This is a genomic window from Photobacterium toruni (assembly GCF_024529955.1).
Lineage (GTDB): Bacteria > Pseudomonadota > Gammaproteobacteria > Enterobacterales > Vibrionaceae > Photobacterium > Photobacterium toruni.
The window spans coordinates 350,973-375,919 of sequence record NZ_AP024854.1; the positions used below are offsets into that span (position 1 = coordinate 350,973).

General features: G+C 42.2%; 22 protein-coding genes. 15 read left to right on the forward strand and 7 right to left on the reverse strand.

Annotated features, from left to right (window positions below):
* Window positions 1–9 precede the first annotated feature (9 nt).
* The 14 genes from rsmH to lpxC all read left to right on the forward strand — a co-directional run bounded on the left by rsmH (window position 10) and on the right by lpxC (window position 16,826).
* Window positions 10–957 carry a 16S rRNA (cytosine(1402)-N(4))-methyltransferase RsmH gene (rsmH, locus tag OC457_RS01765; protein ID WP_080174475.1) on the forward strand — a complete coding sequence of 316 codons (948 nt, stop codon included), beginning with the start codon at window positions 10–12 and terminating at the stop codon, window positions 955–957.
* Window positions 954–1,271, forward strand: coding sequence for a cell division protein FtsL (gene ftsL, locus OC457_RS01770; RefSeq protein ID WP_080174476.1), 318 nt, complete (start codon window positions 954–956; stop codon window positions 1,269–1,271). Before rsmH ends, ftsL begins: the two co-directional genes overlap by 4 nt.
* Window positions 1,272–1,274: 3 nt before the next feature.
* Window positions 1,275–3,017 carry a penicillin-binding transpeptidase domain-containing protein gene (locus OC457_RS01775; RefSeq protein WP_080174477.1) on the forward strand — a complete coding sequence of 581 codons (1,743 nt, stop codon included), beginning with the start codon at window positions 1,275–1,277 and terminating at the stop codon, window positions 3,015–3,017.
* Window positions 3,018–3,025: 8 nt separating this feature from the next.
* Window positions 3,026–4,549, forward strand: a complete 1,524-nt coding sequence (gene murE / locus OC457_RS01780) for a UDP-N-acetylmuramoyl-L-alanyl-D-glutamate--2,6-diaminopimelate ligase (RefSeq protein ID WP_080174478.1) — start codon at window positions 3,026–3,028, stop codon at window positions 4,547–4,549.
* Window positions 4,546–5,928 carry a UDP-N-acetylmuramoyl-tripeptide--D-alanyl-D-alanine ligase gene (gene murF, locus OC457_RS01785; protein ID WP_080174479.1) on the forward strand — a complete coding sequence of 461 codons (1,383 nt, stop codon included), beginning with the start codon at window positions 4,546–4,548 and terminating at the stop codon, window positions 5,926–5,928. Before murE ends, murF begins: the two co-directional genes overlap by 4 nt.
* Window positions 5,928–7,010, forward strand: a complete 1,083-nt coding sequence (mraY, locus tag OC457_RS01790; protein ID WP_080174480.1) for a phospho-N-acetylmuramoyl-pentapeptide-transferase — start codon at window positions 5,928–5,930, stop codon at window positions 7,008–7,010. The genes murF and mraY overlap by 1 nt, the downstream gene beginning before the upstream one ends.
* Window position 7,011: 1 nt before the next feature.
* Complete coding sequence (murD, locus tag OC457_RS01795) at window positions 7,012–8,349, forward strand: UDP-N-acetylmuramoyl-L-alanine--D-glutamate ligase (RefSeq protein WP_080174481.1); 1,338 nt, start codon at window positions 7,012–7,014, stop codon at window positions 8,347–8,349.
* Window positions 8,349–9,662, forward strand: a complete 1,314-nt coding sequence (gene ftsW, locus OC457_RS01800; protein WP_080174482.1) for a cell division protein FtsW — start codon at window positions 8,349–8,351, stop codon at window positions 9,660–9,662. The genes murD and ftsW overlap by 1 nt, the downstream gene beginning before the upstream one ends.
* Entirely contained in the window at window positions 9,649–10,713 is a 1,065-nt protein-coding gene (murG, locus tag OC457_RS01805; RefSeq protein WP_080174483.1) for an undecaprenyldiphospho-muramoylpentapeptide beta-N-acetylglucosaminyltransferase, read from the forward strand. The genes ftsW and murG overlap by 14 nt, the downstream gene beginning before the upstream one ends.
* Before the next feature lie 14 nt (window positions 10,714–10,727).
* Complete coding sequence (gene murC / locus OC457_RS01810) at window positions 10,728–12,191, forward strand: UDP-N-acetylmuramate--L-alanine ligase (RefSeq protein ID WP_080174484.1); 1,464 nt, start codon at window positions 10,728–10,730, stop codon at window positions 12,189–12,191.
* A gap of 275 nt (window positions 12,192–12,466) precedes the next feature.
* Window positions 12,467–13,252 (forward strand): cell division protein FtsQ/DivIB, encoded by a 786-nt coding sequence (locus OC457_RS01815; RefSeq protein ID WP_080174485.1) that lies wholly within the window; start codon window positions 12,467–12,469, stop codon window positions 13,250–13,252.
* Window positions 13,253–13,264: 12 nt separating this feature from the next.
* A complete protein-coding gene (gene ftsA, locus OC457_RS01820; protein WP_080174486.1) occupies window positions 13,265–14,521 on the forward strand; it encodes a cell division protein FtsA in 1,257 nt (418 codons plus the stop codon).
* 32 nt (window positions 14,522–14,553) lie between these two features.
* Window positions 14,554–15,684, forward strand: coding sequence for a cell division protein FtsZ (ftsZ, locus tag OC457_RS01825; protein WP_080174487.1), 1,131 nt, complete (start codon window positions 14,554–14,556; stop codon window positions 15,682–15,684).
* 224 nt (window positions 15,685–15,908) lie between these two features.
* The gene (lpxC, locus tag OC457_RS01830) at window positions 15,909–16,826 is read left to right on the forward strand and encodes a UDP-3-O-acyl-N-acetylglucosamine deacetylase (protein WP_045028092.1); all 918 of its coding nucleotides are present in this window, start codon (window positions 15,909–15,911) and stop codon (window positions 16,824–16,826) included.
* Window positions 16,827–16,897: 71 nt separating this feature from the next.
* On the opposite strand, the gene OC457_RS01835 is transcribed toward lpxC, so the two are convergent.
* Window positions 16,898–17,356, reverse strand: a complete 459-nt coding sequence (locus OC457_RS01835) for a DUF721 domain-containing protein (protein ID WP_080174488.1) — start codon at window positions 17,354–17,356, stop codon at window positions 16,898–16,900.
* Window positions 17,357–17,803: 447 nt separating this feature from the next.
* Here OC457_RS01835 and secA point away from each other — a divergent pair, with 447 nt between their 5' ends.
* Entirely contained in the window at window positions 17,804–20,536 is a 2,733-nt protein-coding gene (gene secA / locus OC457_RS01840; protein WP_080174489.1) for a preprotein translocase subunit SecA, read from the forward strand.
* A 49-nt stretch (window positions 20,537–20,585) separates the two neighbouring features.
* On the opposite strand, the gene mutT is transcribed toward secA, so the two are convergent.
* The 6 genes from mutT to OC457_RS01870 all read right to left on the reverse strand — a co-directional run bounded on the left by mutT (window position 20,586) and on the right by OC457_RS01870 (window position 24,896).
* Window positions 20,586–21,023: an 8-oxo-dGTP diphosphatase MutT gene (mutT, locus tag OC457_RS01845; RefSeq protein WP_235866930.1), complete on the reverse strand. Its 438-nt coding sequence runs from the start codon at window positions 21,021–21,023 to the stop codon at window positions 20,586–20,588.
* Window positions 21,024–21,142: 119 nt separating this feature from the next.
* Entirely contained in the window at window positions 21,143–21,343 is a 201-nt protein-coding gene (yacG, locus tag OC457_RS01850; protein ID WP_080174490.1) for a DNA gyrase inhibitor YacG, read from the reverse strand.
* Between the two features lie 7 nt (window positions 21,344–21,350).
* Window positions 21,351–22,088, reverse strand: coding sequence for a cell division protein ZapD (gene zapD / locus OC457_RS01855; RefSeq protein WP_080174491.1), 738 nt, complete (start codon window positions 22,086–22,088; stop codon window positions 21,351–21,353).
* A gap of 46 nt (window positions 22,089–22,134) precedes the next feature.
* Window positions 22,135–22,740: a dephospho-CoA kinase gene (coaE, locus tag OC457_RS01860; RefSeq protein WP_080174492.1), complete on the reverse strand. Its 606-nt coding sequence runs from the start codon at window positions 22,738–22,740 to the stop codon at window positions 22,135–22,137.
* 3 nt (window positions 22,741–22,743) lie between these two features.
* The gene (locus tag OC457_RS01865) at window positions 22,744–23,616 is read right to left on the reverse strand and encodes a prepilin peptidase (protein WP_080174493.1); all 873 of its coding nucleotides are present in this window, start codon (window positions 23,614–23,616) and stop codon (window positions 22,744–22,746) included.
* A 59-nt stretch (window positions 23,617–23,675) separates the two neighbouring features.
* Window positions 23,676–24,896, reverse strand: a complete 1,221-nt coding sequence (locus tag OC457_RS01870; protein ID WP_080174494.1) for a type II secretion system F family protein — start codon at window positions 24,894–24,896, stop codon at window positions 23,676–23,678.
* Window positions 24,897–24,947 lie beyond the last annotated feature (51 nt).

The window sequence follows — 24,947 nt, forward strand, 5'->3', positions numbered from 1 at the left end:
ATTATATTTATGTCTGAGCAATTTGAGCACGTTTCCGTTTTACTTAATGAATCAGTAGACGGATTAGCGATTAAACCCGATGGTATCTATATTGATGGTACTTTTGGTCGTGGCGGTCATAGCCGTCTAATTCTTTCAAAATTAGGTGACAATGGTCGCCTTTACGGTATCGATCGCGATCCTCAAGCGATTGCTGAAGCACAAAAGATTGATGATCCTCGCTTTGAAATTATTCATGGTCCATTTTCGGGCATGGAAAAATACATGCAAGAGCGTGATCTGATTGGTCGTGTTGATGGTGTATTACTTGATCTTGGTGTTTCATCTCCTCAACTTGATGATGCTGAGCGTGGTTTTAGCTTCATGCGTGATGGCCCACTTGATATGCGTATGGATCCGACATCTGGTATGTCAGCTGCTGAATGGCTAGCAGAAGCGGATGCTGATGATATTGCATGGGTATTAAAAGAGTTTGGTGAAGAGCGTTTTGCTAAACGTATTGCTCGCGGTATTGTTGATCATCGTGAAAACCCTGAAAAAGAACCATTAACGCGTACACGTGAATTAGCCAGTCTTATCGCGGAAGTGTCACCATTTAGAGATAAGCATAAGCATCCAGCTACGCGTAGTTTCCAAGCGATTCGTATTTACATTAACAGTGAATTAGAAGAGATTGATACTGCTTTGCACGGTGCAATGAATACTCTTGCTACTGGCGGTCGTTTATCAGTGATCAGTTTCCATTCATTGGAAGATCGCATGGTAAAACGCTTTATTCGTAAGCAAAGTAAAGGGCCTGATGTGCCTGCTGGCTTACCATTAACCGAAGATCAAATTAAAGCACTGGGCAGTGCTGAGATGAAGCCAATCGGTAAAGCGATTAAGCCATCACAAAATGAATTAGGGTATAACACTCGCGCTCGTAGTTCAGTGCTACGTTTGGCCGAGCGTCTATGAAACCCACAGAATCTTCAATGAATCTGGCTAGCCTGATCGGACGAGACCTCGTCACGGTCGGGTTGGTGCCGCTGATTATTGCCTTTACTATCCTCATTTCTGCATTGTCTGTTGTCTATATTACTCATGAGTCTCGTCAATTAATTGCGCAGCAAGAGAAGCTATTAATGCAACGCGAAAATTATGACGTTGAGTGGAGAAATCAAATACTTGAAGAAAATTCACTGGCAGAACACAGTCGTATTGAACGATTAGCTGAAACTGAACTCAAAATGCAACGTCCATCTGTCGATAATGAAATTGTTATACATTAAAAGATGAAATTATTTAATCGTTCAAATAAAAAGACTCAGGTTAGTCCTAAGAGCACACCGTTTTTAAAATGGCGCTTTATCATCGTCTGTGGTTTTATTCTGTTAGGTTTTTTTGGCTTAATTGCTCGTGCAGCCTATATTCAAGTACTTGAACCCGGTCGTCTTATTCAAGAGGGTGATGCTCGTTCGTTACGAGTACAATTAATGCCTTCTGCTCGCGGGATTATTTCCGATCGTAACGGTGAGCAACTTGCCGTTAGTGTGCCAGTGCAAGCCGTTTTCGCTAATCCTGTTGAAATATTTAAACATGGTGGTCTAAGTGAAACCAACCGCTGGAATGCATTGGCGGATGTTCTGGATCTTGATCGTACAAAACTGCTACAACGCCTTGAAAAAAATAAGACCCGCCGTTTTATTTATCTTGCCCGCCAAGTTAGTCCCCCAATGGCAAATTACGTTCAGAAACTTAAATTACCCGGAATTGGTCTAAAGGCGGAATCTCGTCGTTTTTACCCTTCAGGTGAAGTAAGTGCGCAGTTAATTGGGTTTACAGGTATTGATGGTCATGGACTTGATGGTATCGAAAAAACCTATGATGGCTGGTTAACGGGCGAGCCTGGTCGACGTACTGTACGTAAAGATCGCTATGGCCGTGTTGTTGAAAATATCTCCCAAGAAAGTCGCCAGCCTGGTAAACCATTAGAGCTTAGTATTGATCAGCGTATTCAAGCGATAGCTTATCGTGCAGCGAAAGAAGGGGTGATGGATATTCCAGCAACCTCGGTCAGTATTGCTATTTCAGATGTACGTACTGGTGAAATTTTAGCGATGGTTAATGCACCGTCATTCAATCCTAATGATCGTAATGATCGCCAGCCGTATAAAATGCGTAACCGAGTGATCACCGATACCTTTGAGCCAGGCTCAACAGTGAAGCCATTTGTCGTGTATACCGCGCTTAAAAATGGGGTTGTTAATGAGCATACTCTGATTAATATTCCGCAGAGTAAGCATTTTCGCGTCGGTAGCAAGGTGATCACTGATGTGTCACGGATTGAACCATTAGCCACCGTACAACGGATTTTACAAAAATCGAGTAACATCGGTGTAAGTAAACTTTCGCTCGCGATGCCAGTAGAAGATATTTTAGACACTTATCGTAAAGTTGGTTTTGATGAGCCATCAGGGATCAATTTGATTGGTGAAACGACAGGGCACTTCCCTAACCGTTATCGTTGGTCTGATATTGGTCGCGCTACTTTAGCTTATGGTTATGGTATTTCATTAACACCGATTCAGTTATTACATGCCTACACCACCCTTGGTGCTTATGGTATTAAGCGTCCATTATCAATTCTAAAAACAGAAAAAGTGGTTCCTGGTGAGCAAGTACTTGATCCTAAAATTGCTAAGAAAATTTTGTTAATGATTGAATCTGTTACCGACAAAGCGGGCGGTGGTGGTGGTTGGCGTGCTGCTATTCCCGGTTACCGTGTTGGCGTTAAAACCGGTACTGCTAAAAAAGCGATTGCTGGTGGTTATGGTAATGATTACTTCTCCTATACCGTTGGTGTGGCACCGATTAGTCACCCTCGATTAGCCATTGTGGTAATGGTAAATGAGCCAAAGGGCGATAAATTTTACGGTGGTGCAGTTGCAGCGCCAATTTTATCAAAAGTACTTGGTGGTGCATTACAGATTTTGAACGTACCGCCAGATGCAGATACGCTAAAAATAGATAAATGAGTGTGATCATGGCATTGGTTAAACAGGAAGTACAATTAGGCGCTTTATTAGCGCCTTGGTTAACAGCTGACAATGTACCTGCTAAATATTTGCAGGTGATGTTAACCACGATGACATTAGATAGCCGTCAAGTCACTGCGGGATGCTTATTTGCTGCCGTTAAGGGTCATACTGTTGATGGCCGTCGTTTTATTGCTAATGCGATTGCTGCTGGTGCCAGTGCGATTGTTGCAGAAGCTGAAGGCGTTGCGAGTGATGGCGATATCCAATTTCAGGATGGAACCATTATTATTTATTTGCATGATCTTGGGCATAAATTGTCGCAAATAGCCGGACGTTTTTATGGTGAGCCTGATAGCAAACTTAAACTGTATGCGGTAACTGGAACGAATGGCAAAACCACGATTAGTCAATTATTAGCCCAGTGGGCTGACTTAATAGGTTATCGCGCTGGTGTGATGGGAACGACAGGTAATGGCTTGTTGACGGATCTACACCCAGCAGCAAATACCACTGGTAGCGCAATTGAAATTCAACAAACATTGGCTGGATTAGTTGCGCAAGGGGCTAATTTTGCAGCGATGGAAGTCTCCTCTCATGGTTTAGTTCAAGGTCGTATTAGCGCGCTCCATTTTGTGGCGAGTATCTTTACTAATCTTAGCCGTGATCATCTTGATTATCATGGTGATATGGCACATTACGCCGCAGCGAAAAAAAGCTTATTTACTGAGCATGATAGCGGTGTTGCCGTTATTAATGCTGATGATGTGATTGGATTGCAATGGTTAGTTGATTTACCTCAAGCGGTTGCTGTGGCGATGAATGCCGATGCTGTAGCTGCACATTCAGGGCTAAAATTATGGGCCACGACAGTCGATTTTAGCACTCAAGGTGTGACGATCAGTTTTGATTCTAGCTGGGGTCAGGGCGTGTTTACCGCGCCATTAGTTGGTTCATTTAATGCGACTAACTTACTGTTAGCATTAGCAACATTACTTGCTAGTGGGCATTCATTACCTCAATTATTAGCAGTCGCTCCGCGTTTGCAAGCTGTTATTGGGCGTATGGAAGTGTTTCAGTCAGCGATGGGTAATAAAGCCATGATGGTGGTTGATTATGCGCATACGCCAGATGCATTAGAAAAAGCACTGCAAGCATTACGAGTGCATTGTGAAGGTAAATTGTGGTGCCTATTTGGTTGTGGTGGTGATCGTGATACCGGCAAGCGACCAATGATGGCTGCGATAGCTGAACAATACGCTGATCATATTATTTTAGTTGATGACAATCCACGCAGTGAGGATCCTCAACAAATAATGCTAGATATGCAAGCAGGATTAAGCGCCATAACTGCAGCAACTGTGATCCATGATCGCGCTCAAGCTTGTGCTTATGCCATTACACATGCAAAAGCCAATGACATTATTCTGGTTGCAGGTAAAGGCCATGAAGATTACCAAATTCTAGCAGATCGTACTATCCACTATTCAGACCGCGAAACTGTGGCCGCATTATTTAGAGAACAGGCATGATAAAGGTTCAACTAAGTCATTTACAGTCAGTACTAAATGCTGAACTTATTGGCGCGGATACTGAGATTGCAGCAGTATCAACAGATACTCGTACCATTGATAATAATACCCTTTTTATTGCCTTAATTGGCGAGCGTTTTGACGGCCATGATTTTTGTCAAAATGCCGTTGATAATGGTGCCAAAGCATTATTGGTCAGTAAGCCGTTAGCTATCGATATTCCACAGTTAGTTGTTGCTGATACCCATCAAGCATTAGGTCAGTTAGGACAATGGCTAAAAGCAAAAATGACTGCCGAGCATGGTTTGAAAACACTGGCGCTAACAGGTAGTTGTGGCAAAACTACAGTAAAAGAAATGGCGGCGGCAATTTTAGCGGCTAAAGGCGAAGTATTAGCGACTGCAGGTAATTTTAATAACGATATTGGCGTGCCACTGACATTGTTACGGTTGACTCCTGCTTATAATTACGCAGTGATTGAATTAGGTGCTAACCATTTAGGTGAAATCGCTTATACAACGGCATTAGTTAATCCTGATGTAGCATTAATTAATAATCTTGCTGCTGCACATCTTGAAGGTTTTGGTTCATTAGACGGTGTTGCAAAAGCTAAAGGTGAAATATTTGAAGGATTAGCAGCGCAAGGGCTGGCGGTAATTAATCTTGATTCTAATCAATTAACAATGTGGCAGCCGTTACTTGCGAAGCATTCTATTGCTAGCTTCTCACTAACCGACGCGAATGCTGATTATTTCGCAACTGATATAAAGGTTAACTCTCAAGGACTGGCTTGTTTTACAATGCAAACCCCATCGGGCGCTCTTGATGTTAGCTTAACGTTAGCGGGCACTCACAATGTGAGTAATGCATTGGCAGCCGCAGCATTGACTATGGCATTAGGGGCAACCTTGGCAGATGTTAAACAAGGATTAGAAGCAGTAACTAATGTTAAAGGTCGTTTAGCGATCACTCTGCTTCCTTCTGGGTTACGGTTAATTGATGATACCTACAATGCCAGTGTTGCTTCTGTAAAAGCTGCGATTGATGTGCTGCATAGTTTCAGTGGTAAGCGTTACTTTATTTTAGGTGATATGGCTGAACTTGGCGAAGAGAGCGCAAGCTTACATCGTGAAGTGGGCGAATATGCGCGTGATAAACAGTTTGATGGTGTGATGACATTTGGTCGTGCTAGTGCTGTGGTCAGTGAATTAAACCATGGTCAACATTTTAGCGACAAAGCAGCGTTGATCGATGAACTTAAACAACAATTACATCAACAATTAAATCAATCTAATTCTCCTCAAGTGACGGTACTGGCCAAAGGCGCTCGTAGCTCACAGATGGAAGATGTTATTAATGCATTGCAGGAAGATAAATAATGATCTACTGGTTAGCTGACCACTTTCAGTCCTCAATTCCTTTTTTTCGTCTGTTTGAATACCTGACGTTCCGCGCCATTATGAGTATTTTAACGGCGTTATTGTTCTCATTGTGGTTAGGTCCTCGCATGATTGCTCGATTGCAAATGTTGCAAATCGGTCAAATAGTTCGTAACGATGGTCCTGAATCGCATTTCAGTAAACGTGGCACGCCAACGATGGGCGGACTAATGATTTTAGCTGCAATTACGTTAACCGTATTATTGTGGTGTGATCTTAGTAACCCTTATGTATGGGCAGTGCTTATCGTTATGCTTGGTTATGGTGTGATCGGCTTTGTTGATGATTATCGTAAAGTGGTGCGTAAAAATACCGATGGCTTAATTGCGCGTTGGAAATATTTTTGGCAATCAGCCATCGCTCTTGTGGTGGCTTTTGTGCTTTATGCCTATGGAAAAGATACCGCAGCAACCCAGTTAGTATTGCCATTCTTTAAAGATGTAATGCCGCAGTTAGGTTTGTCTTACATTGTATTAACCTATTTTGTGATTGTTGGTACCAGTAATGCGGTTAACTTAACTGATGGCTTAGATGGCCTTGCTATTATGCCAACGGTAATGGTTGCAGCAGGTTTTGCCTTTATTGCATGGGCAACAGGTAACTACAATTACGCCGAATATTTACATATTCCTTATTTAAGTAATGCGGGTGAATTAGTTATTTTGTGTACTGCTATTGTTGGTGCAGGCCTCGGTTTCTTATGGTTTAACACCTACCCAGCTCAAGTATTTATGGGCGATGTAGGTTCATTAGCATTAGGTGGCGCATTAGGTACGATTGCGGTATTGGTTCGCCAAGAGTTCTTATTGGTGATCATGGGCGGGGTGTTCGTGATGGAAACCGTATCGGTAATTTTACAAGTTGGTTCATTTAAATTACGGGGCCAACGTATTTTCCGTATGGCGCCCATTCATCACCATTACGAATTAAAAGGCTGGCCAGAGCCACGTGTTATCGTCCGTTTTTGGATCATCACGTTGATGCTGGTATTGATTGCATTAGCAACATTGAAGGTACGTTAACATGAATGGCTTGGCAGGGATAAACAAGGTTGTTGTGATTGGACTTGGTATGACAGGTCTATCGGTGGTGAATCATTTAGTACGATTACCACAATTGCTGGATATTAAAGTAATTGATACCCGTGATAATCCGCCAGGCCAAGAACAACTACCTGCAAAAGTTGAAGTGTGCGCTGGTCAATGGAATCAGCAATGGTTACTGGACGCCGATTTAATTGTTGTTAGCCCTGGAATCGCATTAGCGACGCCAGAGTTATTGTTAGCGGCACAAGCGGGAATTGAAATTGTTGGTGATATTGAACTATTTGCTCGTTCAGTGAATAAGCCGGTAGTGGCTATTACTGGATCTAACGGTAAAAGTACCGTTACCAGTTTAGTTGGTGAAATGGCAAAACAAGCCGGCATTAATGTCGGTGTCGGTGGCAATATCGGTTTTGCAGCATTAGATATGCTAGCGCAAGATCATGAACTTTATGTGCTTGAATTATCAAGTTTTCAGTTAGAAACTACCTCATCGTTAGCGCTTGAAGCGGCGGTGTATTTAAATCTATCTGAAGATCATATGGATCGTTATCCTGGTGGATTAGCCGATTATAGCCAAGCTAAAATGCGTATTTTTGATCATGCTAAATTAGCTGTTTATAACCGTGACGATCTTGCTACTAAGCCTGATTTTGAAGGTAACATCACCAGTTTTGGTTTTGATAATGCTGAGTATGGGCTTGTTACGGTTGATGATGCTGAGTGGTTAGCCATTGCGGGTGAAGCATTAATGGCCGTGAGTGAAATTGCGCTTGTCGGGCGTCATAATGTTGCTAACTGTTTAGCTGCATTAGCGTTAGCTGACGCGGTCGGCATTGATCGTCACGCGGCTTGCCAAACCATGCGTTGTTACACCGGTTTAGCTCATCGTTGTCAACTTGCCGTTAATCAGTATGGCATTAAATGGGTTAATGATTCTAAAGCAACCAACCTTGCTAGTACGGTTGCTGCATTAATGGGCCTGCAACTAGCAGGTAAACTGCATTTATTAATGGGTGGTGACGGTAAAGGTGCTGATTTCAGTGAACTTAAACCGATTCTGGCTGACTTAAACGTACAACTTTATTGTTTTGGTCGTGATGGCCATTTATTTAGCGAATTGGTAGAGAACGCGATAAATGTCGATACCATGAGTGAAGCAATGGATCGTGCAGCTGTAACAGTACAGGCTGGCGATATGGTTTTATTATCACCCGCATGTGCCAGTTGGGATCAATTTGCCAACTTCATGGCGCGCGGTGATGCTTTTGTTGAACAAGCCTTTCGGCTTCAAGATTCTGTCTCAGGAAAAATGTAATGTTTAAAATGGCCCGTAACGGATTATCGGTAGTTTGTGGTTGGTTTTTAAAACCCGCCAAACCGATTCTGTATGATCGCCAATTGGTGTGGATCGCAATAGCCTTAATGATAACAGGCTTGGTGATGGTAACGTCAGCGTCTATACCTGTAGCAACACGTCTGACAGGTATTCCATTTTTCTTTGCGCTACGACATGCCTTTTTTTTAGTGTGTTCGCTAGTGATTGCCGCGATTGTTATGCGAGTGCCATTATCAACGTGGGAAAAATATAGCGTACCGATGTTATTAACTTCAATCTTAATGCTGATTGTCGTATTGGCTATTGGTCGCTCGGTCAATGGTGCTGCACGGTGGATTCCACTGGGGGTATTTAACCTTCAACCAGCCGAAGTTGCTAAATTATCGTTATTTGTGTTCCTCGCGGGTTATTTAGTTCGAAAGAATAATGAAGTTCGAAATACTTTTATGGGCTTTGCACGGCCATTAATCGTCCTTGGAGTCATCGGTTTTTTATTACTTGAACAACCTGACTTAGGATCGTTCGTGGTAATGTTTGTCGGTACGATTGGAATGCTGTTTCTTGCGGGTGCTCGATTGTGGCAGTTCTTAGTTATGATTGCATTAGCGATGGGGGGGATCGCGATGTTGATCATATTTGAGCCCTACCGTCTACGACGAGTAACTTCGTTTTTAAATCCATGGCAAGACCCCTACGGCAGTGGTTATCAATTAACCCAGTCACTAATGGCATTTGGTCGTGGTGATTGGTTTGGTCAGGGGTTAGGTAACTCGATTCAAAAATTAGCTTATCTTCCTGAAGCACATACCGATTTTGTGTTTGCAGTGTTAGCCGAAGAATTAGGTTTGATTGGGGTTATCGTGGTATTAACGCTGTTATTTGCGTTAGTGTTTAAAGCGATTGTTATTGGACGTAAATGTCTTGAAGATGGTCTATTGTTTGGTGGCTATTTAGCGTTTGGATTTGGTATTTGGTTTGCATTTCAAACCTTAGTTAACGTTGGTGCCGCTGCCGGTATTGTACCGACTAAAGGTTTAACATTACCTTTGATCAGTTATGGTGGTTCGAGCTTATTTATTATGGCTGCTGCGGTAGCTATTTTGATTCGAATTGATTTTGAACAACGGGTCGCAGCTAAATTTTTATCAGAGCATCCTGCTGATGTTGATGATGAAGCATTAGAGACCATGGACGTAGCGGTTGAACAAGGAACTTTAGATTCTCAAGTGCTTGCAACAGCTAATCATTCACAACTAGAACAAGATAAAAAGCATTCTAATGACAAAGAATAAACGTTTATTAGTGATGGCTGGTGGTACTGGCGGTCACGTTTTCCCAGGGCTAGCTGTTGCACGTAAATTACAGCAACAAGGGTGGGAGATCCGCTGGTTAGGTACCGCTGATCGTATGGAAGCTGAGTTAGTACCAAAACATGGTATTGCTATCGATTTCATTAAAGTTAAAGGCCTGCGTGGTAGTGGTATTGTATCGTTACTTGGCGCGCCTTTTAAAATTGTTGGTGCGATTATTCAAGCGCGTAAATATATCAAAGCATGGCAACCTGATGTCGTTTTAGGCATGGGCGGTTATGTGAGTGGTCCCGGTGGCGTTGCTGCGTGGTCTTTGGGTATTCCGGTAGTATTGCACGAACAAAATGCAGTTGCTGGACTAACCAATCAATGGCTCGCTAAAATTGCCAGTAAAGTATTGCAGGCTTTTCCAGGTGCCTTTAAGAATAAACAAGTTGTCGGTAATCCTGTCCGTGAAGATGTGACATTATTACCAGATCCCAAGCAACGTTTTGCTGAGCGCAGCGGCCCGATTCGAGTACTGGTGATGGGCGGCAGTCAAGGAGCGCGAATTTTAAACCAGACCATGCCAGAAGTGGCTGGAATTCTTGGTGAAAATGTCACTATTTGGCATCAAGCGGGTAAAGGCAATCAGCAATCGACTGAGCAAGCTTATGCCAAAGATAGTCAAACACCGCATAAAGTGACTGAGTTTATTGACGATGTTGCGGCTGCTTATGGTTGGGCTGATTTAGTGGTTTGTCGTTCAGGGGCACTAACTGTTTCAGAATTATCAGCAGCAGGTGTGGGTGCTATTTTTATTCCATTTATGCACAAAGATCGTCAACAAGCATTAAATGCTGAACATTTAGTGGCATGCGGTGCCGCTAAAATGATCGAACAACCCCAATTGACGGTTGATGGGTTAGCTCAACAAATTAATTTATTAAATCGTATTGCGCTTGAGCACATGGCTTGTGCTGCGCGTAATGCTGCTATCATTGATGCAGACCAACGTGTTGCTGATGTGATCAAATCACTAGCAAAGAATTAAACAGGAACAAAGTGATGAGTAAACTGGATAACCAGCAATTAGCAAAGATTCGAACTATGGTGCCCGAGATGCGCCGAGTCGAACGTATTCACTTTGTTGGTATTGGTGGTGCTGGCATGAGCGGCATCGCAGAAGTATTGGTTAATGAAGGTTACCGTATTAGCGGTTCTGATATTGCACCTAATGCTGTGACTAACCGCCTTACTGCAAAAGGCGCTGAGATCTTTTTTGGTCATGCAGCTGAAAATGTTACAGGTGCAAGCGTGGTTGTCGCATCGACAGCTATCAACAAACAGAATCCAGAATTATTAGCCGCAACAGAATTACGTATTCCAATTGTACGTCGTGCTGAAATGTTGGCAGAGTTAATGCGCTACCGTCATGGTATTGCGATTGCGGGTACACATGGTAAAACGACAACGACAGCACTGACAACCCAGATTTACTCAGAGGCGGGTCTTGATCCAACGTTTGTAAATGGTGGTTTAGTAAAAAGTGCTGGTACGAATGCACGTTTAGGCTGTAGCCGTTATTTAATTGCTGAAGCAGATGAGAGTGATGCGTCATTTTTACATTTGCAGCCTATGGTTTGTGTGATCACTAACATTGAAGCCGATCATATGGATACCTATGGCGGTGATTTTGAGGTGTTAAAACAAACCTTTATCGATTTTATCCATAATCTACCATTTTATGGCTTAGCGGTGATGTGTATTGATGATCCTGTCGTGCGTGAATTATTACCACGAGTAGGTCGCCCAATGTTAACTTATGGGTTTGCAGATGATGCTGATGTGCGTTTAGTTAACTATACTCAAACAGGTCAACAGGGGCATTTTACAGTATTACGCAATGATAAACCGGCGTTGAATATTACCCTTAATATACCGGGTAAACACAATGCTCTTAATGCAACAGCGGCGATTGCTGTTGCGACGGAAGAAGGTGTCAGTGATGATGCTATCATGCGTGCGTTAATTGAGTTTGAAGGTACTGGTCGTCGCTTTGATCACTTAGGTGAGTTTGAAACGGGTAATGGTAATGTGATGCTGGTGGATGATTACGGTCACCACCCAAGCGAAGTTGATGTCACCATTCAAGCGGCACGTGCTGGTTGGCCTGATAAGCGTTTAGTGATGATATTTCAGCCGCACCGTTATAGCCGTACTCGCGATTTATATGATGATTTTGCGAATGTGTTAGAGCAGGTTGATGTGTTATTAATACTGGATGTTTATGCTGCGGGAGAAACCCCAATTGCTGGTGCTGATAGTCGTTCGTTGTGTCGTACTATTCGTTCTCGATCTAAAATTGATCCCGTTTTTGTGCCACAAGCAGAGCATCTGCCTGCAATTCTAGCTAATATTATCCAAAATAATGATTTAGTGTTGACACAAGGTGCTGGTGATGTTGGCAAGATAGCTCGTCAATTGGCAGAATTACACTTAAATATCGCAATTATGCGTAAAGATGCTTAATTGATATATTTTGTTTTAAATTTTAGCGTAAATTTTGATTACTGGCTGATAGAATGAATATTCTACTGCCAGTGACGGCTATTTTTTGCAATTTTTCAATAAATAAATAAATTTATTGTCAGGTTATGCTCGGAAAACGCTTTATGAGTGTTGGAGTAGGTCGAGTTGCTCGGTATAATTGTTCAACTTTACTTGTTAATATCTGGCTGAACACACCATTATTAAATACCTTTATAGAATGGTCTGATTAAAACGGTAAGGTAAATAAACACGCGATGGCTGAACAAGTCGAAACAAAAGAACATATATCATCCTCGCCTCGCGGTTTGAAGCGCTGGGGGGGATTGGCTTTTTTTCTCTTTGTCATTGGTTTTACGGTTTGGCTTGTTAGTGCGACCAAAGATTGGATGATAGATGCAAACCGATTACCCTTGTCAAATTTAGTTATTCAGGGTCAGCTACATTATCTCACCAAAGATGATGTTATGCAGTCAATTTTACAGCTTCATCATTTGGGTAGTTTTATGACCCAAGATGTAAATAGTATTCAAGCATCTGTTGAAGCTTTGCCTTGGGTCGCTCAAGCTGCTGTACGTAAGCAGTGGCCGAATACGATTAAAGTTTTTATAGTTGAAAATCAACCTGTTGCTGAGTGGAATGGTACTTATTTAGTTAATCGGTCTGGGCTTGTTTTTAAAGCGCCAGCATTCCAAGTTGCAAAGTTAGGGTTAACCAATTTGATTGGTCCTAAAGGCAGCAGTGAAGAAGTTTTAACTGGACTCAAAGAAATGCGTCCGGTATTGAAAGAAGCAGGTTTTGGGATTGCATCATTATCGTTTAATGAACGTCGTGCTTGGCACGTAGTGTTAACAAACGGAATTAGGCTTGAATTAGGGCATGAAGCTCGAATGCAACGTATAAAACGTTTTATTGAGATTTATCCTGAGCTATTGAAGCAGGATAAGCCAATTGATTATGTAGATTTGCGCTATGATACTGGCGCAGCTGTGGGTTGGAAAATAAAGCCGGAGTATGATAAACATGCGCCGGATAAAAAATAAGAGCGTGCACTGATGACTAAGGCTGCAGATAAAAAACTCATTGTTGGTCTTGATATCGGCACTTCTAAAGTTTGCGCTTTGGTTGGGGAGGTCTTACCCGATGGCAATGTTAATGTCATTGGTGTAGGTAGCAGCCCGTCACGCGGAATGGATAAAGGTGGGGTTAATGACCTTGAGTCAGTAGTAAAGTCAGTTCAACGTGCAGTTGATCAGGCTGAACTGATGGCTGATTGCCAAATTGGTTCCGTGTGTTTGTCGCTATCAGGTAAACATATTAGTTGCCAAACAGAAAAAGGCATGGTGCCAATTTCTGATAAAGAAGTGACTCAAGATGACGTCGATAATGTTATTCATACGGCGAAATCAGTAAAAATAAGCGATGAGCAACGTACGTTGCATGTGATTCCACAAGAATTTGCGATTGATTACCAAGAAGGGATTAAAAACCCTGTTGGTTTATCTGGTGTTCGTATGGAAGCAAGTGTTCATCTGATCACTTGTCATAACGACATGGCGCGCAACATCGTTAAAGCAGTAGAGCGTTGTGGTTTAAGTGTTGATCATCTGATTTTTTCAGGATTAGCAACAAGCCATGCTGTACTGACCCCAGATGAGCGTGAGCTCGGCGTATGCGTAGTCGATATTGGCGGCGGTACAATGGATATTGCCATTTGGACTGGTGGCGCATTACGTCACGCGGAAGTGATTCCGTATGCTGGTAATGCTGTGACCAGTGATATTGCTTATGCATTTGGTACACCGCCGGGTGACGCTGAAGATATTAAAGTGAAATACGGTTGTGCACTGAGTGAATTGGTGAGTAAAGATGCTAAGGTTGATGTACCGAGTGTTGGTGGTCGTCCATCTAGAAGCTTGCAAAGCCAAACACTCGCAGAAGTAATAGAGCCTCGATATAGTGAATTGCTAGGGTTAGTAAATCAAAAATTACTAACCGTACAAGATCAATTGCGAGAGGCTGGTGTTAAACACCACCTAGCAGCGGGCATCGTCCTTACCGGGGGCGCTGCACAAATGGAAGGCTTAACTGAATGTGCTGAGCGGGTTTTCCGTAATCAAGTACGTATTGGTCAGCCTCTTGATCTGAGTGGATTGACTGATTATGTTCAGTCGCCACCCTATGCTACTGCAGTAGGATTACTGCACTACGGAAAGGATAGTCAATCATTTGATGAAAATGCACAAGAACCGAAACGCTCGGTAACTGGGTTATTTTCACGAATCGGTGGTTGGTTCGAAAAGAATTTTTAAACCTGATGCGAACAGGATAACGGAGAGAACAAATGTTTGAACCGATGATGGAAATGTCTGATGAAGCTGTAATTAAGGTCATTGGCGTTGGCGGCGGCGGCGGTAATGCTGTCGATCACATGGTACGTGAGTCTATTGAAGGCGTGCAGTTCATTAGTGTTAATACTGATGCACAAGCTCTTCGTAAAACAAGCGTAAGTACTGTTATTCAGATCGGTGGTGATATCACTAAAGGTTTGGGAGCGGGTGCTAACCCACAAGTGGGCCGTGATTCAGCGTTAGAAGATCGTGAAGCGATCAAAAAAGAGCTTGAAGGCTCTGATATGATCTTCATTGCAGCGGGCATGGGGGGTGGTACCGGTACTGGTGCTGCACCAATCATTGCTGAAGTAGCGAAAGAGCTTGGTATTCTTACTGTTGCTGTTGTAACTAAACCATTTAGCTTCGAAGGTAAGAAGCGTATGGCATTTGCTGAGCAAGGTATTGATGAGCTTTCTAAGCATGTAGATTCATTAATTACTATTCCTAACGAAAAGCTACTTAAAGTACTTGGTCGTGGTATCACATTACTTGATGCCTTTGCAAAAGCAAACGATGTACTTAAGAATGCGGTTCAAGGTATTGCTGAGTTAATCACTCGCCCAGGCATGATCAACGTCGACTTTGCGGACGTACGTACCGTAATGTCAGAGATGGGTCATGCAATGATGGGTAGTGGTGTTGCTGCTGGTGATGATCGTGCTGAAGAAGCTGCCGAAATGGCAATTTCTAGCCCATTACTAGAAGATATCGATCTAGCTGGCGCGCGTGGTGTTTTAGTTAACATTACTGCTGGTATGGACATGCGTCTAGATGAATTCGAAACTGTGGGTAACACAGTAAAAGCATTCGCTTCTGATAACGCTACCGTGGTTATTGGTACTTCACTTGACCCAGATATGACTGATGAACTACGTGTAACTGTAGTGGCAACAGGCATCGGTAAAGAGTGCAAGCCAGATATCACCTTAGTAACGTCATCAAAGCCAGCCCCTGTTGTTGCACAGGAAAAACCTGCTGCAATCGCTGAAGATAAGTCTGTTGAATCGCAACAAACTAAGTCTCAGGGTGCTGATCATGACTATCTAGATATCCCCGCATTCTTGCGTAAACAAGCGGACTAAAATAGCCAACATATTGATTATTGTGCTAATTTAGTTGAGTAAACGTAGCATCTTTTGTTTCACTATAAAAGATGCGCTTTTGCATACGCAGTGAATTTTGTTGGATATTTTTTAGGTTATGGTATGATAAATATTCAATTCACCATCTCGGTGTTGAGAATAGTTTTTATTCACCTAATTAGTTTGCAAACAAAAGTTTGTTTAACCGTTGAGATATGAAGCAGATGATCAGACAACGTACACTTAAAAGCATTGTGCAGACGACTGGTGTGGGCCTCCACTCTGGACGTAAAGTGACGCTTATTCTGCGTCCTGCTGCCGCAAATACAGGCGTGATTTATCGCCGTACTGACCTTAATCCCCCGGTGGATTTTCCTGCAAATGCAGATTCAGTACGCGATACCATGTTATGTACCGCTCTTGTAAATGAACAAGGCGTGCGCATTTCAACTGTTGAACACTTGAATGCTGCACTAGCTGGTATGGGTATCGATAATGTAATTATCGAAGTTGATGCACCTGAAATTCCAATTATGGATGGTAGCGCAAGCCCATTTATTTACCTGCTTCAATCAGCAGGTATAGATACATTAAATTCGCCAAAGCGTTTTTTACGTATTAAAAAGCCTGTTCGCATTGAAGATGGCGACAAGTGGGCGGAACTCGTGCCTTATAACGGTTTCCGTCTTGATTTTGCTATCGACTTTAACCACCCTGCGATTGATTCAGATCAGCAGCGTCTAGTGTTAGATTTTTCAAGCCAGTCTTTTGTTAAAAAGATTAGCCGTGCACGTACTTTTGGTTTCATGCGCGATATCGAATACCTTCAATCACAAAATTTGTGTCTTGGTGGTAGTTTTGATAACGCAATTGTACTGGATGACTACCGTATTCTGAATGATGATGGCTTACGTTTTGATAATGAGCTTGTAACACACAAAGTATTGGATGCCATTGGTGACCTTTACATGTGTGGCCATAATATCATTGGTGAAATGCGCGCTTATAAATCAGGTCATGCACTGAACAACCAACTACTGCGAGCAGTACTGGCTGATCAAGAAGCCTATGAGTGGTCAACCTTTGAAGATGAGCGCGAAGTGCCAGTCACTTTTGCTCAACCAGGTATGGTATTGGCGTAATCACGCAATAGCATTGTATTAAAAAACGCCGAGCATTTATGTTCGGCGTTTTTGTATCTGTTATTTGTGATTTAGCTGGTTTTCTTTTGTGCTAGTTTAGCTAAACGTTCAAGGCATGCTTTGACTTTATTTGGCGCATTTTCCGCTGTAGCTAACAGATGTTGTGCTGCTACATTACTGATTGGTTTTTGAATAATATCAGGAATTTTATCTTGTTTACGAACAGCTACTGCGGCAAGCGCTGGATTAACCTTTACCTCAATATCTTGCAATTTAGGTAAGAGTTTCTCGCGTAATTTGATCATTAATTGGTAACGTTCATAATTAAGTCGCATTGACCATGCTGCCGATGCCGTTTCAATGATCAATATTCCTTGACGATAATTGCTGACACGACAATGTTCGGCACAATTGAGATGGGCTTTTACTGCAGAATTAAGTTTACTTAATGCCGCCGCCCGTTGTTGAATTGATGTTAGACCATCACTATCAAGTAGATGTGCAGCAGTTTGGGGGCGATGATCTCTCATGATTTTAGTTCCTGAATGTTCAACAGAATAAAAATGTTACTTTTGCGGATATGATTCTAATTTTTCAAAGATAAAACCTGTGCTGTGGCTTTTATCATAGGCGATGACACGAATATGACTTATCATATTAAGTATATAGGTTAATATATGTTGAGTGATATGTCTGCCAAGTCGCAGTAACCTGTGTGTTTTTGTACTTAGATAGCAATAAATAGTATTAATTTAGCATTGAGCAAGGTGCTTTTTGTTAGGATAGTAATGTTAACCCTTGAAAAGCAGCTATCGCGACACAATATTAATTAACATATGTTTTAGGATTAACTTCTTAGTCACCATCGTGACAATTCCTGTGGGATAGGGATGGCTTAGGTCCCCCAAGGAATGAAACCCGAATTAAGCGATTCAGCAATAGAAACGCTGATATAACAAAGAGAAAACGGCATCACCATGTTATCAAAACTACTGACTAAAGTTATCGGTAGCCGTAACGACCGCACTCTGCGTCGTATGCGCAAAATTGTTGATCAAATCAATAAGCTAGAACCTCAGTTTGAAAGCCTACAAGATCATGAGCTGCAAGCAAAAACAGCTGAATTTCGTGAGCGTTTAGATCAAGGCGAAACGCTAGATCAACTACTACCAGAAGCCTTTGCGACTGTTCGTGAAGCATCAAATCGTGTTTATGGCATGCGTCACTTTGACGTACAGCTACTTGGTGGCATGGTTCTAAACGATTGTAAAATTGCCGAAATGCGTACTGGTGAGGGTAAAACTCTTACCGCAACATTGCCGTCTTACCTTAACGCTCTTACCGGTAAAGGTGTTCACATTGTTACCGTGAACGACTACCTTGCTGCGCGTGATGCCGAAACTAACCGTGAGTTATTTGAATTTCTTGGCATGACTGTTGGCGTTAACGTACCGAATATGTCACCGCAAGCGAAGAAAGAAGCTTATGCCGCTGATGTACTTTACGGTACAAATAACGAATTTGGTTTTGATTACCTACGTGACAACATGGCATTCCGCCCTGAAGATCGTGTTCAACGTGAACGCTTCTTCGCGGTTGTCGATGAAGTTGACTCCATCCTAATCGATGAAGCACGTACACCGCTGATTATCTCTGGTCCCGCTGAAGATAGCTCAGAAATGTACATCAAAGTGAACAAGCTGATTCCGTTATTGGTTCGTCAAGATAAAGAAGATAGCGCCGATTACCGTGGTGAAGGTCACTACACCGTTGATGAAAAATCAAAGCAAGCGCACTTTACCGAAACGGGTCAAGAATTCATCGAAGAATTGTTGATTACAAATGACATTATGGCTGAGAACGATACCCTATATTCTCCAGCTAATATTAGTTTATTACACCACGTTAATGCCGGTTTACGTGCTCACGTGTTGTTTGAAAAAGACGTCGATTATATCGTACAAGATGATGAAGTTATCATTGTCGATGAGCATACTGGTCGTACAATGCCTGGTCGTCGTTGGTCTGAAGGTCTTCACCAAGCTGTTGAAGCGAAAGAAGGCGTTAAGATTCAAAATGAAAACCAAACGTTGGCGTCAATTACCTTTCAGAACTATTTCCGTTTATACGAAAAATTATCGGGTATGACAGGTACTGCAGATACTGAAGCGTTTGAATTCCAATCTATTTACAACCTTGATACGGTAGTGCTTCCCACTAACCGTCCAATGGCACGTATTGATAATGGCGATTTAGTCTACATGACTGAAGCTGAGAAATTCGTGGCAATCAGTAAAGATATTTCTGAGCGTGTTAAAAACGGTCAGCCATGTCTTGTGGGTACAGTATCGATTGAAAAATCTGAGCTGCTATCAAACGCACTGAAAAAAGCGGGTATCAAGCACAACGTATTGAACGCTAAGTTTCACGAAAAAGAAGCCGACATCATTGCTGAAGCTGGAGCACCAAGTGCGGTAACTATCGCAACTAACATGGCCGGTCGTGGTACCGATATCATGTTGGGTGGTTCGTGGAAAACAGACGTTGAAAAGCTTATTGATCCAACTGCTGAGCAAATTGCTAAGATCCGTGCAGATTGGCAAATTAAGCATGATGCAGTATTAGCATCAGGTGGTTTGCATATTCTTGGTACTGAGCGCCATGAATCACGCCGTATCGATAACCAGTTACGTGGTCGTGCTGGTCGTCAGGGTGATGCTGGTTCTTCTCGCTTCTATCTTTCAATGGAAGATGGCCTTATGCGTATCTTCGCCTCTGATCGTGTCTCAGGCATGATGAAGAAGTTAGGTATGGAAGAAGGCGAAGCGATTGAGCACCCATGGGTATCAAAAGCGATTGAAAACGCTCAACGTAAAGTTGAAGGACGTAACTTCGATATTCGTAAGCAATTACTTGAATTTGATGATGTTGCTAATGATCAGCGCCAAGTAGTGTATGAGCTACGTGATGAGTTGATGAATGCGACTGATATCAGTGAAATGATTGAGCACAACCGTGAAGACGTGTTGAACGCTGTTATTGATAACTACATTCCACAGCAATCGCTAGAGGAAATGTGGGATATCGATGGTCTAGAAGCACGTCTAAAAGAAGACTTTGATTTAGATCTACCCATCAAACATTGGTTAGACACTGAAGATAAGCTTTATGAAGAAGCGCTTCGTGAACGTATTATCGAAAAAGCATTTGAGTTATACCGTGAAAAAGAACAAGTTGTTGGCGCTGAAGTGCTACGTAACTTTGAAAAAACGGTAATGTTGCAAAACCTTGATACGTTATGGAAAGAACACCTAGCGGCGATGGATCATCTTCGTCAAGGTATTCACCTACGTGGTTATGCACAAAAGAACCCTAAGCAAGAGTACAAGCGTGAGTCGTTTGAACTGTTTGAAGAGATGTTAGATAACTTAAAGAGTGATGTTGTTTCTATCTTAAGTAAGGTACGAGTACAGCAGCAGGAAGAAGTTGATCGAATGGAAGAAGAACGTCGTCAAATGGCAGAAATGCTAGCACAGCGTCAACAATTCCAACATCACAATGCAGACAACCAAATTGCAGATGAATCATCAGCAGAAGATGATGGCCATCAAGGTACGTTTGAGCGCGAAGAGCGTAAGATCGGCCGTAACGAGCCTTGTCCATGTGGTTCTGGTAAAAAATACAAGCAGTGTCACGGTAAGATCGACTAAGATCGCTGTTAAGCTGTAAGAAAAAAGGTCGCTTTTGAGCGACCTTTTTTTATTCCCCATATACCTCAACTATCTTCGCCAACACTGCGGCATTAGCTTTAGGAAATGGATATTGATCAAGCTGGTTAATCGCGACCCATAATCCCGCTTGACCTTCATTACCATGTGCTTCACCTATAAATGCCGTAATCGTAAAAAAATCAAACAGCAGTGCTTTATCAGGGTAATCATGAGCAAGGCTCATAAATGGCGTTAGCGCAGTGACTTCAATACCAACCTCTTCGTTAAGCTCGCGAATAACCGCTTGCTCAGCAGTCTCATTGGCATCTACTTTACCGCCAGAAAATTCCCATAACCCGCCTTGATGAGCATTTGCATCACGACGAGTAATAAAGATTTGATCTTGTGCTGGGTTTAAAATGATCCCTACAGCGATCCAAATACGTTTTTGGGTGGCAACTTTTTGGGGCATAACGTCTTTTGACATAACATCGTACCTGCATAATATCGAAGAATGAAAAAATTTAGCGATTAAAAAGGGCGAGCTAATATGAATATTGGCTCGCCCTTTATTTGTAATCTGTTGTTAAATAGTGGTGTGAAGATTTAGTAGCTATCTTCTGACCAACCATCGCCATCAGACATATCTGGTGCGCCTGCAATGGCTTTCTCTTCATCTGCCCACTCACCAAGATCGATCAATTGGCAGCGTTTACAACAAAAAGGGCGGTATGGACTTTGCTCGCCCCATACTACATCCGTTTTACAGGTTGGACATTTCACCACTGTCGGTTGAGATTGTGACATAGTTACCTCAGCAAATAGCTAGTTTAAAATCGATATTCGTTGCCACTGTCGAGCCTTCTTCATAAGGAGAAAAGCGAATAGAGAAGTGACTGCGATGACCTGATACTACAGGATAAACGCCATAGCTTGCATCGATTTCAATTCGAAGTAAACACGATAAGCTGGCATCATTTTGGAAAAAACCATTATGTGCTGATTGCGGTTGATATTGTGCTGATTGACGCACTAAATGTAGCCATAGGTTTAATGCTTGATCGACTTCTGATAGTTGATCAAGCCATACTTGCATTGTTTGTTGGCGTTCATCTAATGGTTGTTGGCACCAATAGCGCAGCGCTGGCAGATCAAAACCGCAAGTACCACCAGGAATTGAGAAACGTTGACGAATCGAGCTTAGAAAACGATCTTCACGTAGACTTTGACCCAAACGTGGTGCGGCTAATAAGTTTTTCTGAGCATGACTCATATTATCAAGTAATGACTGGATAGCTATTGGATCAACACCGTCATAATTTAACCATACTTTCAATTTAATACTTTGATTATTGAGTGCGTTTGCAAGATCGTTTTTAATGGGGATTTGCTCTATTAACTCTAATAAATCAAATAAGGCATTAAAGAAAATCGTATATTGCCACGGATCGCTAAGTTCGCAGCTGTGGTGTAATTGTTTAAGTAAATGCTCTAGACGTAAGTAAATACGCACTTTTTCATTCAGTGGATGTTCATAGCAATGTATTTGCATAACAGAAAACCAGTGGAAAACAAAAATAATGAATGCACGCTAAGCGTTATTTCGCGGTTTGTGCAAGTGCAAGATAATACTGATGTAGCTGAGCAACTTGTGTCAACAGTGCCTGATTGTCACCATCATTACAAATGATATCATCGGCAGCATCGAGCCGTTGTTGGCGCGATGCTTGCGCGGCAACAATATTTTTTATTTGCTCAAGCGATACATTATCTCGCTGTTGGGTACGCATTATCTGTGTTTGTTGGTCAACGTCAACCACCAGTAACCGATCAGTCATAGATTGGAGGTTATTTTCAATCATTAAGGGTACGATCAGTAGGCAATACGGGGAAGTAGCACGTTTTATATCGGCTAACATCTTTTCACGGATCAATGGATGAAGTAGCTGATTGAGCCAGTTTTTAAGGTGAGGATCACTAAATATAGTGGCTCTTAATTGGTGTCTATCAAGATTTCCATCAGTAAGTAGTATGCCATTACCGAATTTTTCAGTAATGGCAGCTAAACCGGCACTACCGATAGCGACGACCTCACGAGCAATAATGTCGGCATCGATTAAATCAATGCCATAAGCACCAAATAAATTAGCGACCGTTGTTTTACCACTGCCAATGCCACCCGTTAAACCAATTACAACTGCCATCAATTAAAGCCCTAAATATGAAGTAACATACCAATGTAAAATTGGTTCGCCCCATAGCATAGCAATCCAGCCAGCAACAGCAAGGTATGGTCCAAAAGAGAACGGTGTTTGTTGATCTTCATGTTTCATTCGTAGCATGACAATGCCGCATATCGCTCCGACAAGGGAAGATAACAACACCACAAACGGTAATAATGACCAACCGACCCACGCACCAATAGCTGCTAATAATTTAAAATCGCCATAACCCATACCATCTTTTTTGGTTAGTAGTTTAAATACCCAAAAAATTGACCATAGTGATAAATATCCTGCCATGGCACCAATAATTGAATCGGTTAATGAAATTGGACTGATACCAATGACAGCCAATAAAATACCCGCCCACATTAATGGCAGTGTGATTTGATCAGGTAGCAGCATTTTATCGATATCAATAAAGGTCAGCGCAATTAGCGCAAAGCTACAACCTAATACCGCGATTGCCCACCATGTTGGCGGTAACATTAATGCGACGGTTAAGCTCATAATAGCGGTTAGTAATTCAATTGCAGGATAACGTTTACTGATTGGTGCTTTACACTCGCGGCATTTACCACGGAGGGCTAACCAGCTAATAATCGGAATATTTTCTAACGCACTGATAGCATGATTACAATGAGGACAGCGAGAGCGAGGCACACTTAAATTAAATGGCGCTGTATCATTGTGTGGATCATCCAGCTGCGGAAAATAATCCTGACATTCTTGACGCCATTGGCGTTCCATCATAATTGGTAATCGATAAATAACCACATTTAAAAAACTACCAATCAACAAACCAAAAATAGTGGCAAACAGTGGGTATAGCCACGGGTAATAACTCAATACAGCCATGAAGTGCTCTCTTAAAAAATATATCGATTAACGTTAACGTCATGGCTATTGAGCTGTGATTATCCTATAACGCTCATTAGCGTGAAAATAGGCATGTACATCGCGACCAATAAACCACCGATAATGGTACCGAGAATAATGATAATAAACGGTTCTAGAATTTGACCAAGGTTATCGACAGTATTATCGACATCATCTTCGTACAATTGTGCCATTTTATTGAGCATATCATCAAGTGCGCCAGATTCTTCACCAATCATTACCATCTGTAGCATTAATTCTGGGAAAACATCAGCTTGACGTAGAGCTAAGTATAAAGGCATACCCGCTGCGGTGTTGTTATAAACGTCATCAATTGCTTGCTCAATATAAAGATTATTACTGGTTTTAGCTGCAGATTGAATACCTGTTAACAGTGGAATACCAGCATTAAAGGTGGTGGCAAGCGTTCGTGCAAAACGGGAAATGGTTGCTTTAAGTAATACTCCACCGACAAGTGGTAACTTTAGGCTCAGTTTATCAATGCGATAGTGGAAGCGGTAATAATGCTTATAACAGTAGCGAAACAGCAGTACAGCCACCACAATGGCAGCCCCTAGATAAGTCCCGTAGTTAACCAGAAAGTCTGAAGCTTTCATTACTTGACGAGTAAACCATGGCAGTTCTGCGCCAAAGCCACTAAAAATTGCGGCAAATTGCGGAATTACAAACACCAACATGAGTACGGTGACTAATATTGCGGTGATCGATACCATAGAGGGGTAGATCATCGCTTTAATGATCTTTTTGCGCATCGCTTCAGCTTTTTCGCGATACACCGCAATGCGACCAAAGACTTGTCCAAGGTGTCCGGTTTGCTCGCCTGTATCAACCAAATCGCAATAGAATTTATCAAACAGTGGTGAACTCGAGCGCATTGCTTTGGCTAATGACGATCCCGCTTCAACTTGATTCGTTACTTGAATGAGGGTGGCGCGCATTTCTGCTTTGTGGTGGCTATTGGCCATTAGTGTTAATGCTTGCACCACAGGGACTCCAGATTCAACCATGGTTGCTAATTGGCGAGTGACCATGGTGATATCTTCAGATTTTATCTGATTACGAAGACGGTTTAAGGTGCTGGGCGTGGTGCGTTTAATTTTTTTAATATTGATCATTTGCTCGGTGAGTTGGTGGCGGACTTCTTGTTCTTGAAATCCCATCGTCACTCCCGAGACTTTACGTCCGGCTTGATTGATGCCCCGCCATTGGTAGTAACGAATTTTAGTGGCAGCAACCATAATGTATCCTTTTTAATAATAGTCAGTGATCGTCCTGAGTGTGATGATATT